At 69.8% G+C, this 14,169-nt stretch carries 17 protein-coding genes; 3 read left to right on the top strand and 14 right to left on the bottom strand.

Annotation, left to right across the window (positions count from 1 at the left end):
- Nucleotides 1-154: 154 nt before the first annotated feature.
- From AB0D59_RS06620 to AB0D59_RS06630, 3 genes are all read right to left on the bottom strand, one after another.
- On the bottom strand, nt 155-1,021 hold the full coding sequence (locus AB0D59_RS06620) for a winged helix-turn-helix domain-containing protein (RefSeq protein WP_362561548.1): 867 nt from the start codon (nt 1,019-1,021) through the stop codon (nt 155-157).
- Between the two features lie 317 nt (nt 1,022-1,338).
- Nucleotides 1,339-2,133 carry an HAD family hydrolase gene (locus tag AB0D59_RS06625; protein WP_362561550.1) on the bottom strand — a complete coding sequence of 265 codons (795 nt, stop codon included), beginning with the start codon at nt 2,131-2,133 and terminating at the stop codon, nt 1,339-1,341.
- Nucleotides 2,082-2,957 carry a winged helix-turn-helix domain-containing protein gene (locus AB0D59_RS06630; protein WP_362561552.1) on the bottom strand — a complete coding sequence of 292 codons (876 nt, stop codon included), beginning with the start codon at nt 2,955-2,957 and terminating at the stop codon, nt 2,082-2,084. The genes AB0D59_RS06625 and AB0D59_RS06630 overlap by 52 nt, the downstream gene beginning before the upstream one ends.
- Nucleotides 2,958-3,100: 143 nt before the next feature.
- Here AB0D59_RS06630 and AB0D59_RS06635 point away from each other — a divergent pair, with 143 nt between their 5' ends.
- Nucleotides 3,101-3,292, top strand: coding sequence for a hypothetical protein (locus AB0D59_RS06635; RefSeq protein ID WP_362561555.1), 192 nt, complete (start codon nt 3,101-3,103; stop codon nt 3,290-3,292).
- Between the two features lie 78 nt (nt 3,293-3,370).
- Here AB0D59_RS06635 and AB0D59_RS06640 read toward each other — a convergent pair whose 3' ends face one another.
- From AB0D59_RS06640 to AB0D59_RS06650, 3 genes are all read right to left on the bottom strand, one after another.
- Nucleotides 3,371-4,285, bottom strand: a complete 915-nt coding sequence (locus tag AB0D59_RS06640) for a GntR family transcriptional regulator (RefSeq protein ID WP_362561557.1) — start codon at nt 4,283-4,285, stop codon at nt 3,371-3,373.
- Nucleotides 4,286-4,631: 346 nt separating this feature from the next.
- On the bottom strand, nt 4,632-5,876 hold the full coding sequence (locus AB0D59_RS06645) for a GNAT family N-acetyltransferase (RefSeq protein WP_362561560.1): 1,245 nt from the start codon (nt 5,874-5,876) through the stop codon (nt 4,632-4,634).
- A gap of 135 nt (nt 5,877-6,011) precedes the next feature.
- On the bottom strand, nt 6,012-6,605 hold the full coding sequence (locus AB0D59_RS06650) for an aerial mycelium formation protein (RefSeq protein WP_362561563.1): 594 nt from the start codon (nt 6,603-6,605) through the stop codon (nt 6,012-6,014).
- A 158-nt stretch (nt 6,606-6,763) separates the two neighbouring features.
- On the opposite strand from AB0D59_RS06650, the gene dtd reads away from it, so the two are divergent.
- A complete protein-coding gene (dtd, locus tag AB0D59_RS06655) occupies nt 6,764-7,189 on the top strand; it encodes a D-aminoacyl-tRNA deacylase (protein ID WP_362561566.1) in 426 nt (141 codons plus the stop codon).
- Between the two features lie 338 nt (nt 7,190-7,527).
- Here the strand turns inward: dtd and AB0D59_RS06660 are convergent, their stop codons facing one another.
- The 8 genes from AB0D59_RS06660 to AB0D59_RS06695 all read right to left on the bottom strand — a co-directional run bounded on the left by AB0D59_RS06660 (nt 7,528) and on the right by AB0D59_RS06695 (nt 13,204).
- Nucleotides 7,528-8,493: a folate-binding protein gene (locus tag AB0D59_RS06660; protein WP_362561568.1), complete on the bottom strand. Its 966-nt coding sequence runs from the start codon at nt 8,491-8,493 to the stop codon at nt 7,528-7,530.
- Between the two features lie 10 nt (nt 8,494-8,503).
- The gene (locus AB0D59_RS06665) at nt 8,504-8,965 is read right to left on the bottom strand and encodes a Fur family transcriptional regulator (RefSeq protein WP_351746990.1); all 462 of its coding nucleotides are present in this window, start codon (nt 8,963-8,965) and stop codon (nt 8,504-8,506) included.
- A gap of 29 nt (nt 8,966-8,994) precedes the next feature.
- Nucleotides 8,995-9,570, bottom strand: a complete 576-nt coding sequence (locus AB0D59_RS06670; protein WP_362561570.1) for an FABP family protein — start codon at nt 9,568-9,570, stop codon at nt 8,995-8,997.
- A gap of 208 nt (nt 9,571-9,778) precedes the next feature.
- Nucleotides 9,779-10,615: a hypothetical protein gene (locus tag AB0D59_RS06675; RefSeq protein ID WP_362561573.1), complete on the bottom strand. Its 837-nt coding sequence runs from the start codon at nt 10,613-10,615 to the stop codon at nt 9,779-9,781.
- On the bottom strand, nt 10,612-11,514 hold the full coding sequence (locus tag AB0D59_RS06680) for a hypothetical protein (RefSeq protein WP_362561575.1): 903 nt from the start codon (nt 11,512-11,514) through the stop codon (nt 10,612-10,614). The genes AB0D59_RS06675 and AB0D59_RS06680 overlap by 4 nt, the downstream gene beginning before the upstream one ends.
- The gene (locus AB0D59_RS06685; RefSeq protein ID WP_362561577.1) at nt 11,511-12,203 is read right to left on the bottom strand and encodes a hypothetical protein; all 693 of its coding nucleotides are present in this window, start codon (nt 12,201-12,203) and stop codon (nt 11,511-11,513) included. The genes AB0D59_RS06680 and AB0D59_RS06685 overlap by 4 nt, the downstream gene beginning before the upstream one ends.
- A gap of 159 nt (nt 12,204-12,362) precedes the next feature.
- Nucleotides 12,363-12,722: a DoxX family protein gene (locus tag AB0D59_RS06690; protein ID WP_362561580.1), complete on the bottom strand. Its 360-nt coding sequence runs from the start codon at nt 12,720-12,722 to the stop codon at nt 12,363-12,365.
- Nucleotides 12,719-13,204 carry a cupin domain-containing protein gene (locus AB0D59_RS06695; protein WP_362561582.1) on the bottom strand — a complete coding sequence of 162 codons (486 nt, stop codon included), beginning with the start codon at nt 13,202-13,204 and terminating at the stop codon, nt 12,719-12,721. The genes AB0D59_RS06690 and AB0D59_RS06695 overlap by 4 nt, the downstream gene beginning before the upstream one ends.
- 106 nt (nt 13,205-13,310) lie before the next feature.
- On the opposite strand from AB0D59_RS06695, the gene AB0D59_RS06700 reads away from it, so the two are divergent.
- Nucleotides 13,311-14,165: a LysR substrate-binding domain-containing protein gene (locus AB0D59_RS06700; RefSeq protein ID WP_362561752.1), complete on the top strand. Its 855-nt coding sequence runs from the start codon at nt 13,311-13,313 to the stop codon at nt 14,163-14,165.
- Nucleotides 14,166-14,169 lie beyond the last annotated feature (4 nt).

The raw sequence follows: 14,169 nt of genomic DNA on the forward strand, positions 1-14,169 counted from the left end.
CCGAGTGACCCCGTCGGGTGGTGGTGGGCACTCGTCTGCCGGTCCCTGGTCGGCCGAGGCCGGTTCTTTCGCCGTGCCTGACACACGCACTGGTACGCGTGAACCCGAGCTGTTGCTCAGACGATTGGCCGCATGCTAGCGCACGGCGACCGGGTCAGACCGTGAGCAGGTCCCACACCGAGTTGAACCACCTGGTCGTGTTGGCGACGAAGACCGAACCGGGTGACTTGGGGTCCGAGTCGCCGACGTGGTGGGTGAGGGTGGCGCCGAAGCCCAGGACGTCCACGGCCTCCACTTCCGTCCCGTCGGCCAGGATCACCGTGCGCAGGATCGGCTCGTAGAAGCCGTGCAGCACCTCGTCGTGGTTGATGACGTACAGCTTGAAGGTCGGGGTGAGCTCGGTGCGGCGGACCTCCAGCCGCACGTCCGGCACCAGGTTCTCGGTGTGCAGCTGGTCGAGGACCGTACGCAGGGACGCGGTGTGGGCCTCGGTGATGGCGCGCAGCCGCGCCGGCAGGCGCGGGTCGTCCTTGTTGTCCCTCGCCCGGGGGTACGGCATGTTCTGGGTCTCGGCCGGAAGCAGCATCCGCAGGTGGATCCGCCGGGGCGAGATGTCGCCCGCCCGGATCCGCTCGGCCTGGATACGGATGTGGGCGTCCAGGCTCTCCGAGGTCAGGGTGGAGATGTCCAGGGTGACCTCGTCGCGTTCGAAGGCCTCGCCGATCAGCGGCCCCAGCGTCATCGGGTGGTGCCGGGACCGGCTGGCGCGGGGTGCCGAGGACTGTATGTGCTGCCGCATGACGACCCTGGAGCGCTTGCCCCGGCCGCCCTCGATCCACCCCTCGCTGCCCAGCTCGCGCAGGGCCCGCTGCACGGTGTCGCGGGAGACGCCGAACTCCTGCGCGAGCGTCTCCTGGGACGGCAGGAAGGAGTCCAGCGGATAGCCGCCGTCGGAGAGCCGGACCCGGAGCTCCTCCGAGACCCGCCGGAACGCGCCGCCGTCTTTCGTCCGCTTGGTCACATGCCGTACGTACCTCGTGCGGGTCCCCGGCAAACAACTTCCAGTCATGCAACTCGTCAGTCAACTAACCGGTTACTGGATCTAGTTGCCTGGGCATTCCAGCGGTAGGCAGTCAACTTCTCAGTCAACTCCGGAACTTGAGAGGTTGACGGACAGCTGCAGGGTCAAAGGGGGGTGGAAAGCCATGACCATCCAGATGTTCGGGATCGGCGTGCAGGCCGACGACCTGATTCAACTGGCGTTCTGGGCGACGGGTTTACTGGTGTCACTGACGGCGTGGATCCGCAGGCGCCGGCAGCGGGCGCGCGATCTGGCGGCTAGCCCCGCAGAATCGCCAGCAGCGGCTCCAGCGAGCCCACGACCCACTCCGCCCCGGCCTCGGTCAAAAGCTTGGCTTTCCGTTCGTTACGCGCGTAGCCCAGGAACGGCACCCCGGCCCTCCGGGCCGCCTCGAGGTCCGAGGGGGAGTCGCCGATCATCAGGGCCGCGTCGGGGGCGGCGCCCATCGCGCTGAGGGCGCGGTTGAGGCAGTGCGGGTCGGGCTTGAGGTGCTGGAGGTCCCCGGTGCGGCCGTAGAGGTGCGGGTGGAAGCAGGAGATGAGCTCGCGCTCCTCCAGGTAGGCCCGGACCACCCGCGGGGAGTTGTTGGTGGTGATCGCCATCCGGGCGCCGTGCGCCCGCCAGGTCTGTATGAGGATGTCCGCGTACGCCGTGGGCATCGCGGTCGACGTGGCCAGCAGCTCCTCGTTGGTGAGACGTTCCTCCAACTCGGCGACCAGGTCGCTGCCACGGCGCCGGTGGTCCACCGCCCGCAGCACCAGGTGCGGGTCGAGGGAGTCGCGCTCGGTGCCGGTGACCAGGCCCCGCAGGCCGCGGCCCTCCAGCCAGCGCACCAGGTCCGCGGCCACCCGGTCCGCCGAGTGGCCGGCGAACAGCCGGCAGATCGGCCCGTCGAAGTCCCAGAGGACCACTTGGGCACGCGTGATCAGATCTCGCAGCTGCTCGGTCGCGCGCGCCGTCTCTTCCGTCACTGGTTCAGTCTGCGTCGTATCAGAAGTCACTAGGAGAGTGTCAGGTCCGTGGTGATGGTTTCCCAGAGGGCGTCGAACCACTTCTGCGATTGCTCCACGAATGCGGCATCCCGGTGACCTGCCCGCTTCTCGAAGGAGAAGAGCAGCGACTCGGAGCCGACGGCGTCGTACATGTCCAGCATCCCGCTCTCGGTGAGCTCCTCGCGGCGCATGACCATGTAGTACCCGAACAACGCCTCCGCGTCGTTGAGCAGATACAGCTTGGCCGGCGGGGTGAACGGCAGGGCCCGGAAGGTGACGTTGACCTCGATCTTGTGGGTGGAACGCAGCGACTGGAGGTTGTACTGGAGGACCTGGCCCTGGGCGTTGCGCATGGCGAGCCAGCGGTTGTGTACGGCGTCGTCGTCGCCCTCGACCGGGACCGGGAAGGCGAGGTTGATGTCGCGGCCGGGAAGCAGGACGCGGACGTCGATGCTCTCGGGGTGGATCCGGCCCTCGTGGATCAGGCGCAGGGGTTCGGCGAGCGCCGGCAGCAGGCTCTGGGCGGTGAGGCAGGCGGCGTCGATGCGGACGTGCGGGGCGGCGAACGCCTCCGTCATGCGGGGGCCGAGGCCGACCATCGTCGGCTGGGGCTCGTCATGGGGGCGCGGGCCGGGCTCGGCGATCCGCGGCGGGCTGCCCTTGCTGACGTTGCTGAGGAGACCGTCGTCCTGCAGCACCCGCACGGCCTGGCGCACGGTACCCCGCTCCACGCCGAACTCGTCGGCCAACTCGGCCTGCGTGGGCAGCCGGTCGCCCACCCGGAGCTCGCCCCTGCGGATGCGTTCCCGCAGGGTGTCGGCGATCTCCTGGGGAGTGAGTCTGCTTGCGCCGTTCACTGCCACGTTCTCCTGAGTCACGACCAAACGCTACAACTTTGATTTATTTGGCGGGAGTTGTTTGAGAGTTGTTTATAAGTCCTGACCAACTGGGGACAACTTAAGCATAGTTGGTTACCAACTTGGTCGAGTTGGTGGAAGCTTTGCTTCCCGACGATGGGGGAACCGCCATGCCTGCCGCCCTCGCACTGCTCTCCGCCGTCTTCGTCGTCGGCTTCGAGCAGATGATCCAGTCGAAGTACGGTGCCACTGGCATTATCGGTCTGCTCTTGCTCACCGTGGGGATCAAGGCCAAGAGCCCGGCGGTCAGCTCCGTCGGCGCGGTCCTGCTCGCCCTGCTGCTCACCGGTCCCGCGCTGTGAGGAGTGGCGCGGCGAGGACCGGTTCGGCAAGGACCAGTTCGGCAAGGACCAGTTCGGCAAGGACCGGCTCGCTGAGGACTAGGCCGTCAGCTGCAATTCCGAGCTGATCGTCTCCCACAGGGCGTCGAACCACCGCCTGGACTGGTCCACGAACGCGGTGTCCCGCAGCCCCGCGCCCTGCTCGAACGCGAAGAGCATCGACCGCGTGCCCTCGGCGTCGTACGTCTGCAGGTGCTCGTGGCCGATCTCCCGCTCGTGGCGCCCCAGCGTGTAGTACGCGAACAGCGCCTCCACCCCGTTGAGCAGGTACAACTTGACCGGCGGGGTGAAGGGCAGGGCCCGGAAGGTGACCTGGACGTCGATGCCGTGCGTCGCCCGCAGCGCCAGCAGGTTGTGCCGGAGCACCTGGCCCTGGGCGTTGCGCTGGGCCAGCCAGCGGTTGTGCACCGCCTCCTCGCCCGAGGCGTCCAGCGCCGTCGGGAACGCGAGGTCGATGTTCCGGCTCGGCAGCAGCACCCGGACGTCGATCTTGGCCGGTTCCAGGCGCCCCGCGTGGATGAGCCGCAGCGGTTCCCCGAGCGCGAGGTTGAGGGAGACCGAGGTCAGACAGAGCGCGTCGATCCGCACCTGCGGGGCCGCGAAGGCCGCCTCTATCCGGGAGACGAGGGCCACCATGGTGGGCTGCGGCGGCGCCTCCCGGCCCACGGCGAGCCGGATCAGGCCCGGATCAGGGGCGACTGTCGCCGGCGCGCCCTTCGAGGCGTTGGTGAGCAGATGCTCCGACTGAAGGATGCGCAGCGCCTGCCGTACGGCCCCCCGCTCGACGCCGAACTCGTCGGCCAGCTTGGCCTGGGTGGGCATGCGCTGGCCCGGCTGCAGCACCCCTGACCTGATCTGGGTACGCAGCGCGTCGGCCACCGTACGGTGTGACGCCAGAGGCCGCTGTGGCCTCTCCCGCCCACTGGCGGCAGCGCGTTCCGGGTCCACGGACAAACAGTACAACTTCCCGCCATCTTTCGGCAGTTCCCGGGAAGGTGGTTATGAGTCGCTTCCAAGTGGAGATAAGTACAGTGGAGTTGGCTACCAACTTCTGCAACATGGTCACACTTCCTCGGTGGTTGGCCGACGGGGTTCCCTTCCGGAGGGGAGCCGGGAGCCCGGTCAACCAGGGCGGCCGCCGAGGCGCACGACCAACGCACAGCACCTGAGCACAGTCACAACTGAACACCGACAACTGAACATCCGCAGATCCGCACGGCCACAACTTCACAGCTCGCTACGGATGAGCACATCTGGACAAGGTGATTCAGGCACCGCCGCCGGCAGGAAGGAGACCGTCTCAGAAGATGTCCGGGCACCAGGGGCGCCCGGACGCGCGCAGCAGGGCGTCGGCCTCCCGGGCGGCGCCCACTCGCTCTTCCTGGACCCGTCCGAGGGCGTGCAGCCGCGCCACGGACTGGTCACCCAGCCAGACACTCGCCAACTCGGCGATGCCGAGGGTGAGTTCGGGGGCGTCGGTGGTCGGGGTGCAGGACGCCCCTTCGGGGGAGGCGTCCAGCCGGAACCGGCCGCCGGCCAGCCTCTGCCGGTCCACCACCTCAAGCACCAGCGACCCCGCCGTGTCGTACGTCCGCGCCTCCAGGGCCCGTACGACGTCCAGGATCCGCACCCACAGCCAGTCCACCTGCCTGGTGATCCGCGCGGCGCGCGGGTCGGGGAAGTAGTGCGGCAGCAGGTCGTCCGGCGACCGCCAGCCGCTCTTCACCCTGGTGATCCAGTCGATCGAGCACAGGTAGTGCCACAGAGCGCGCTCGGCCGCGGGTCCCGTGGCGAGCAGCCAGTTCACCTCGGCCGTGTTGTGCGGCTGGCTGTCCTGCCAGTTGTCGTCCGACTCGTACGACACGATGCCCTCGACCTCGCCGCCAGGCGCCCGGTACACCGCGTAGTACGGCTCGGTCCAGTCGGTGTCGAAGCGGATCTCGCCGGTGTTCACCCGCCACCACAGCCAATCACGGCTGACCGCGCCGGGCTGCGTACGGCGGACGCGTTCGTGCAGTTCGGGGCCGAGCTTGCGGACGTCGTCGGCGTCGACGAGGTCGATCCGCCCGCCGTCCTCGGGGCGCGACCAGCGCGGGTCCAGGCCGGCCCGCGTGACCTCGACCGTCCACTCCGTCATCGTGGCCGCCGGGCCGAAGCCGTAACGGCCGTAGATCCGGTACTCGGCGGCGATCAGGGTCGCGACCACGTCTCCGCGCTCCTTCGCCGCGGCGAGGTCCTGGCTCATCATGCGGGTGAGCAGGCCGCGGCGGCGGTGGGTGGCGGTGACCGTGACGTTGGAGATGGCGTCGGCGGGGACGGTCGCTCCGCCGACGGTGGTCAGTTCCTGGGCGAAGGACCGGAACGTCGCCACGCAGCGGGGGCCGTCGAAGGCGCCGAGGAGTCTGCCCGGGACGAACTGCCGCCGACGGGCGTCGAGTTGGTCGGCCGTGAGCACCGGTTGCTGGAGGAATCCGGTGGCCAGGGCGCGGTGCCAGTCCCCGAACTCGGGTTCGGTTATGGGGCGGACTTCGACGGCGTCGGTCATGACAGCACGGTAGGTGTTCGATCGGGGTCGTGCCGACTGAATTTCGGCTGGGCCTGCGGGGGCCTTTCGCGCCCACACGGCGGTAGCCGCCCATCGACACAGCCCCGCGCCCCTGAAGGACAGGGGCGCTCAGCCCTACGTCAGCAGATCGTCGACCTGGGCCTCGCCCTCCCGGTAGCGCCTTGCGATCTCCCCGCTGGAGTCGTCGGCCGTCCGTTGCAGTCGCTGCCGCCGTCTCGACACCTCCTGCTCGTACCGGACCAGCCTCCCCATCGCCGTCGTCAGTTCCGGGTCCGTGCGGGCCGCCAGGTCGGACAGCTCGACCTCTGCCAGCATGTCGGCGGCCAGGCGGCCGTACTCCTCGTTGTGCGGGGTGCCCAGGGTGACGTGGCGGGCCGAGGAGCGGTGGCGGGCCGGGGCGTCGGTCAGGATCTCCGGGAGGCGGTCCACGACGGCGGCCGCGCCCGCCGGGGAGCGGCGGGCCAGTTCCGCCCGCAGGATGTCGATACGGCCCTGGAGCAGCCGTCTCACGTAGCTGAGGTCGGCCTCGTCGCGCTGCGCGTCCCGGCGCAGGACGCGCAGTTCGGGCAGGCTCAGGCGCGCCAGGTCGTGCTCCGGCGGCTCCGCGGGCAGTGCGATGCCCTCGCCGCGTTGTGCGGGCGGCCGGGGCAGGCTCTGCGCGCTCTGCGCGCCCTGCGTCCTCAGTCGCCCGGTACTCGGTGTGCTCATACGCCTCTACCGTCCCCTCGACCGGCGTGTGGAAGCATGGTGCCACCCCAAGTGGCCGCAATGTGACCGAGTGCCCCCGAACGGCCGTAGATGTGAGGTTAAGGATCAATAGTGGGCCCCCCGCGGGGGCCGCCGGGGCACCGGGCATGATGGTCCGCATGCGAGCTGTGGTTCAGCGGGTGGACGGCGCGGGCGTCGTCGTCGACGGTGAGACGGTCGGCGCGATCGAGGGCGAGGGGCTGTGTGTGCTCGTGGGCGTGACCCACGACGACACCAAGGAGAAGGCGGCCCAACTGGCCCGGAAACTCTGGTCGATCCGGATGCTGACCGACGAGAGGTCATGCAGTGACATCGACGCGCCGCTGCTGGTGATCAGCCAGTTCACGCTGTACGGCGATGCGCGCAAGGGACGGCGGCCGACGTGGAACGCGGCGGCGCCGGGCGAGGTGGCCGAGCCGCTGGTGGACGAGGTGGTGGCCCGGTTGCGGGCCCTGGGGGCGACGGTGGCCACCGGGCGGTTCGGGGCGCAGATGCGGGTGTCACTGACCAACGACGGGCCGTTCACCGTTCTGCTGGAGATTTGAATCCTCCCCTCCCTCAGGTCAAGGGAGGGGATTCCTGGCTCAGGCAGCCATCCGGGGCAGCGCCTCAGACGGTCTTACCGGGTCAGCCTTTCCTTCGTCTTCTTGCCGCGCTCGGCGTACGGGAGGTCGGGCTTCGGATGTGGTCGTCGCGGTCTCTTTCACACCCCGGTCCACGCCGTTCACCGCACCCGTCTCCGGCAGTTGCTCGACGGCGGCGGGGAACACGTGCACACCGTGTCCAAGTGGTCGCCGCCCGTTGCCAATCATGTGTGTCAACGGCATATCCCGCAGCGTGCTCGCGGAGATCCACAGCCTGTGGACCGGTCCCCGCAGCGGGCTTACGGTTCGACGATCACTTCCTGTGCCGCGGCCGTGTCTCCCGCGATCAGCCGGGCGTCCAGCGGGACGTTGCGCTTGACCAGTGCCAGGGCCACCGGACCCAGTTCGTGGTGGCGTGCCGACGTCGTCACGACACCGATCCTGCGGCCGTCCTCGCCGTCGTCGGCCAGCCGGATCTCCGTGCCGTGCGGCGGCAGGTGCACGTCGCTGCCGTCCAGGTGCAGGAAGACCAGGCGGCGGGGCGGCTTGCCGAGGTTCTGCACCCGGGCCACGGTCTCCTGGCCCCGGTAGCAGCCCTTCTGCAGATGCACCGCGCTGCCGATCCAGCCCAGCTCGTGCGGGATGGTGCGGTGGTCGGTCTCGAAGCCGAGGCGGGGCCGGTGGTGCTCCACCCGGAGGGCCTCGTACGCCAGCAGGCCGGCCGCCGGGCCCGCCTTCTCCGCGAACGACTCCAGGTCGGCGCGGGGCAGGAAGAGATCACGACCGTACGGCGTCTCGCGTACGACGGCACCGTCCGGCGGCTCGGCGATCGAGCCGGCCGGCAGGTGCACGACCGCGAAATCGCCCGTTCGGTCGGCGACTTCCACCCGGTAGAAGAACTTCATCGACTCCAGGTAGGCGATCAGCGCCGGAGCGGTGCCGGGCTCCACATGGGCCCAGACCGTCGTGCCGTCGTCGACCAGATACAGCGCGTGCTCGATGTGGCCGTGCGCGGAGAGGACCAGCGCCTCGGTGGCCTCGCCGACGGGCAGCTCGCTGACGTGCTGAGTGAGCAGGAGGTGCAGCCAGCCGAGCCGATCGTCGCCGGTCACGGTGACGACACCGCGGTGCGAGAGGTCCACGAAACCGGCACCGTCGGCGAGGGCGCGCTGCTCGCGGAACAGGTCGCCGTAGTGGGCGGCGACACCTTCGTCCACGCCCTCGGCGGGGACGGCGCCGGGCAGGGTCAGCAGGGGACTCTTCATATGAGTAAGCCTACGACTCGGTAATTGAAGTCTGGACGGCTGCGGCCTTGGCTCTCTTGCGCGCGCAGTCCTGGCAGCGGCCGAAGATCGCGAAGTGCTTCATGTCGGTCTCGAAGCCGAACTCCCGCCGCAGCTTGGCGGTGAACTCCGCGGCGACCGCCACATCCGCCTCGATCACGTTCTCGCAGTCGCGGCAGACCAGGTGGATGTGATGGTGCCGGTCGGCGAGGTGGTAGGTCGGCGCACCGTGCCCGAGGTGGGCATGGCTGACCAGCCCCAGCTCCTCCAGGAGCTCCAGGGTCCGGTAGACCGTGGAGATGTTGACCCCCGACGCGGTCTTCCTCACCTCACCGAGGATGTCGTCGGGGGTCGCGTGCTCAAGGGTGTCCACAGCTTCGAGCACGAGTTGCCGCTGCGGCGTCAGCCGGTAGCCGCGCTGCCTTAGGTCGCTCTTCCAGTCGGTGCTCACCACACCGAAAGTCTAGAACTACTCTGCGGGAACTACTTGAAGAAGGCGATGCCGTCGTCCGGCATATCGGCGGGCAGGGCCTTGGCCCAGCGCTCGACCTCCTCCGGGGTGACGACCTTCTTCAGGTGCGCGGACATGTACGGGCGCAGCTCGACCTCGGGGGTCTGCTTCTCCCCCACCCACATCAGGTCGCTCTTGACGTAGCCGTACAGGCGCTTGCCACCGGTGTACGGGGCGGAGGCGGCGGTGCGGGCCACGGCGTCCGTGACCAGGTCGATCTGGGGCTTCTTGTCGGCCATCTCGCCGTACCAGATCTCGATCACGCCGTCGTCGCGGGTCATCGTGACCTCGACCCTGCGGTTGGCGTCGATGCGCCAGAAGCCGTGCTCGGTCTCCAGCGGGCGGACCTTGTTCCCGTCGTTGTCCAGCACCCAGGTCTGGGAGTGGTACTCCAGGAAGTCACGCCCGTCGTGGCTGAAGGTGGCCTCCTGGCCGAAGTTGCACTTCTCCGAGCCCGGGAAGTCGTGGACGCCCGCGCCGGCCCACTTGCCCAGCAGGAAGGCGAGCGGAACCAGGTCCTTGTGCAGGTCGGACGGAATCTCGATCATGACGGCGGTTTCCTAGGCGGTGGGGATCAGCGCTGGCCCTGGTAAAGCTTCTTCACGGTCAGTCCGGCGAAGGCGATGACGCCGACGCAGACCAGGACCAGCAGGGTTTCGAAGAAGATCTCCACGGGTGCTCCTTGAGCGGGGGTGGGCGTACGTAAAAGAGCCGGGCCCCAGCTTACGCGGCCGGGGCCCGGGGCTCTTGGCGAGGTCAGTCGAGCAGTTCGCCCTGGAGGGTCACCGTCTGCTGGTAGGGGATGGCGAGTGCCCGGCCCTTCCTGGACTGGACGATCACAGCCAGGGCGTCGCCGGAGGCGAGGTAGGCCTCCCGGACCTGCTCGGCGCCGTACGGCTTGACCTCACGGATCGGGGCCGTGTGCACGTCCTCGACGTGGGCGGCCACCGGGAAGTCCAGGTCGCGCTCGTAGACGTCGCCGCCCCGCATCCGGTACTTCGGCGCCTCGTACGAGGTGAGCTCGTCGCTGAGCAGGTGGTCGGCGACCGCCGCGGTGTCGAACTGCAGCAGGTAGACGCGGGTGTGCGTGCCGTCGGCGGTCGTCCAGCCGCGGGCCGCGATGTGCCGCAGCCCGTTGTCGGTGAGCAGCTGTCCGATGTCCTCACGGTCCGACGCGACGGAGAACTCCTTGAGGAACGTCCCTGTCGCCAGCCAGCCGTCCGTCCCCTTGAGCGCCGCGTCCGCGGTGGCACCCTCCGGCGCGGGGAGAACGAGTTTCCGCAGGTCGGCGAAGTGCGTACCGGCCGGGTTGCGGGCATCGTCGTTCGGTCCGGGGCTCCCGGACGGCAGCGGCGGCCGCACCAGGGTGGGGTACGTCCAGCGCCCGTCGGAGTGCGTGGCGAGACCGGGGACATCGGTCCGGTCGAGCCGGGTCACGCCGTAGGCCGTCCCGGCCCCGGCGACCGCGAAGACGGCCACAGCGGAGACCCAGCGGAGCGTGGCCCGCAGCACGCGACGGTCCTTCTTCGGGGGCTGCGGCGGGACATCGGCGAGGTCGTCGAAGACCTCCGGCTGGTTCGTGTCCGTGGTCATACCGACGCCCCCGGCTCCTTGATGCGGTCGAGCTGTGTGCGGAGCATGGCCGCCGCGCTCTTCTTGTCCAGCGGTTTGCCCGCGGTCGCCGTGGCGGTGACCAGGACGTCGCCCACGTAGCCGGTGCAGAACATCGTGTCGAGCTTCTCGGCCGAGTCGGCCGGCGGCAGGAAACACGAGGCCGAGTCCTCGTACCCCTCGATCTCCGGGCCCTTCCGGAACACCTTCAGCGCGTCGATGAGCTCCTTCTGGACGGCCGCCATGGAACGGACCGTCCGCTGGTTCCCCATCTGCGCCAGCACGATCTCCATCGTGTACTCGTAGCCCGGCGTCCCGGCCGTGTTCACATAGCTGCGCATCGCCATGCCCTTGACCGGGTTCCGGTCGATCTGCCGCTCCAGCTGCTGCCGCTGCGAACGCGGCAGGTCCTTGATCGACTCCTTGCGCAGCAGGGTTGCCTGTTCGCCGGACAACGCGGCGTCCGACCCGAACTCCGCCATGTCCGGGCCCCGCCCGTACGTGTCGCCGTCGTACGGCAGCAGCATCCCCCGGAGACCGCTGCCGTCGGCCGCCTTCGTCTCCTTGGCCGCCTTCGGCAGGCTCCAGACGGGAGCACCGGGGTCGCGGTCCGCGCCCTGGACGGTGACGACGGTGCAGGCGGCCCCGGCCAGCACGGCGGCGGCCAGGACGCCGGCAGCGCCGACGACAGCGATACGACGACGGTTACGCGGCCGCTTCTCGACAAGCGGCGGCTCGGCGGCGGTCGGCTCGACGGGCATCGGCTCCTCGGCGGGCGCAGGCTCGACGGGCACCGGCTCGACGGCCGTCGGCTCCTCGGCGGGCACCGGCTCGACAGGCACCGGCTCAGGGCTCACGGACGGTTCCGGGTTCTCGGTCACAGCCGCTCCATCTGCCGCTTCGCCAGATCCAGCACCTTGGCCTTCGGGATCGGCTTCGTGTCGTAGATCCAGATCTCCATGGCGATGTCCCCGCGCCACGCATGCGCCTCGGCGGAGTACACGCCCACGCCGTAGGAGGTGTCGGGCTTCTTGTGGACGTACGCCATGCCGTCGCCCGTGCCGGGTATCGGCCAGCTGTCGGTGCCGTAGTCACCGTCCGGCTGGGCGTAGTAGTAGGCGTTGTCCGCCGCGTCGGCGGCCTCCGTGCCCGTCTCCTCCTGGCGGTACTGGACCAACCGGATCTCGACGTTGAACTCGTCGCTCTCCCGCCAGTCGGTGATGGCCGCCCGGCGGAATTCCCGCTTGCCGACCAGGTTACGGAAGGCACCGGCCGGGTACTTGTACGTCTCCGCGTACGCGGAGACGTACAGCCACCCGTCGCCGGCCGCCGCGTACAGCCCCTTGCGCGCCCCGCTCGGCTTGCTCAGCAGCAGCTTGCGCAGGTCGCCGTCCACCTTGACCTGCCGGTCCTGGGCGGCCGACAGCGGCTCGGGGCCCGGGCCCTTCGCCTGCGCGAGGGACGGCTGGGAGAGGGGCGGCAGGGCGGTCGGCTCGCGGTCGGCCTGGACCAGGTACCCGACGCAGGTGCCGACGACGACGCCGAGTACGGCGGCGGTGGCGATCAGCACGCCGGTACGGCGTCTTCTCGGTCTTCCCGGAGGTGTTTCTGGAGGTGTTTCTGAGGCGTCCAATGGATCCCCCTGTGGAAACGGGAGCGCGGTTCCTTGATCCGCGCGCCACAGGAGACTCATGGCCGACTCACTGAGTTGTACAACGATTAATCACGATCAGGACACCGCCGCGAGCCAGCCGGTCACCGCCGCCGCCAGCAACGCCGTGACGTTGAGCGCGACCTGACGGTCCCCCGTCTTCAGGTGGACCCGGATCGCGCCGATCTGGAGGACGACGAACCCAGTCGCGGCCACGACCGCCGGCCAAGTGGCGACGCCGGTCAGGCGCGGGAGCACCAGGCCGAGCGCGCCGAGCAGTTCCACGGTCCCGATCGCCCGCACGGCCGCCATCGGCATCCCGTCCACCCACGCCATCATCGGCCGCAGCCGCTCCCGGCTCCGGACGACCTTCAGCCCGCCCGCGTAGAGGTAAAAGAGGGCGAGGAGACCGGCGACGATCCAGTACGCGACGCTCATGAGGCGGGCTCGGTGGCGTAGCGGCTCATCACCTCGACGTTCGCCCGCGCGGTCGGTGCCGCTCCGGTCGCGAACAGGTCCCGCAGCTCCCGGAAGTACTGCACGTACAGGTCGGGCGTGAACGTGCTGAGCATGACCGCCGGTGCGTCGGTGACGTTGGCGAAGGTGTGCGGGGCGCCGGGCGGCACCATCACCAGGGTGCCCGCGGTGGCGTCGTAGTCGTCCTCCCCGACCGTGAACCGCACGGATCCGGAGATGACGTAGAAGCCCTCGTCGTGCCCGGCGTGCCGGTGCTGCGGCGGGCCGGGGGTGTGCGGCGCGAGCACGGACTCGGCGATGCCGAGCCGGTGGCCGGTGGTACGGCCGTCCTCCAGGACACGCATCCGGGTGGTGCCGAGGACGAGCACCTCGCCGTCGTCCGGGCCGACGACGGATACAGCGGGCTCATCGTGGTGGTCGTGGGGGTGGTCGTGGGTCGTCATGTCTCGATTCCACGGCCGGGACGTACGGCTGTCCAAGACCTGTTCCGCCGCCTCGATACCCGATCGGTATCGTGGCTGTATGGAGGGGATGAAGCGGATGGAGCGGATCGAGCTGCGGACGCTGCGCTACTTCGTGGCCGTCGCCGAGGAACTCCACTTCGGCCGGGCCGCCGCACGGCTCCACATGAGCCAGCCCCCGCTGAGCCGGGCGATCAAGGGGCTGGCGGGCGAGATCGGCGCGGCGCTCTTCGAGCGGTCCTCGGCCGGTGTCGCGCTCACCCCCGTCGGAGCCGTGCTCCTCGACGAGGCACGGGCGCTTCTCGACCGGGCCGACCGGCTGCGCGTACGTGTCGCCACGGCGGCGGGTGCCACCACCCTCACCGTCGGCCTCCTCGGCGACAGCACGGATCCCGGCGTGCGCCGGCTGGCCCGCGCCTACCGCGAACGCCACCCCGGCGTCGAGATCCGCATCCGCGAGACCGACCTCACCGACCCCACCTGCGGGCTGCACGCCGGGCTCGTCGACATCGCCCTGACCCGCGCACCCTTCGACGAAACCGGCCTGGTGGTACGGGAGTTGCGGGCCGACCCGGTGGGTGCGCTGCTGCGCGCCGACGATCCGCTGGCCCGCCGGGAGAGCCTGACGCTGGCCGACCTCGCCGACCGGCAGTGGTTCCGGTTCCCGGCGGGCACGGACGGCCGCTGGCAGTCGTACTGGAACGGCGGGGCGGTGCGGGAGGGGCCGGTGGTGCGGGCGATCCAGGAATGCCGGCAGGCGGTGCTGTGGAACGGCACGGTGGGCATGACGACGACCGACCACGAGCCGGGCGCCGGGCTGGTGACGGTGCCGGTCGTGGACATGCGGCCGAGCCGGGTGGTGGTGGCGTGGCGGGAGGGCGACACGAGCCCTCTGCTCCACTCATTCGTCCGGACAGCGACCGCCGCGTACCGCACCGCGTGAGGGC

Source organism: Streptomyces sp. NPDC048417 (assembly GCF_040651615.1).
In the GTDB taxonomy this organism is placed as follows: Bacteria; Actinomycetota; Actinomycetes; order Streptomycetales; family Streptomycetaceae; genus Streptomyces.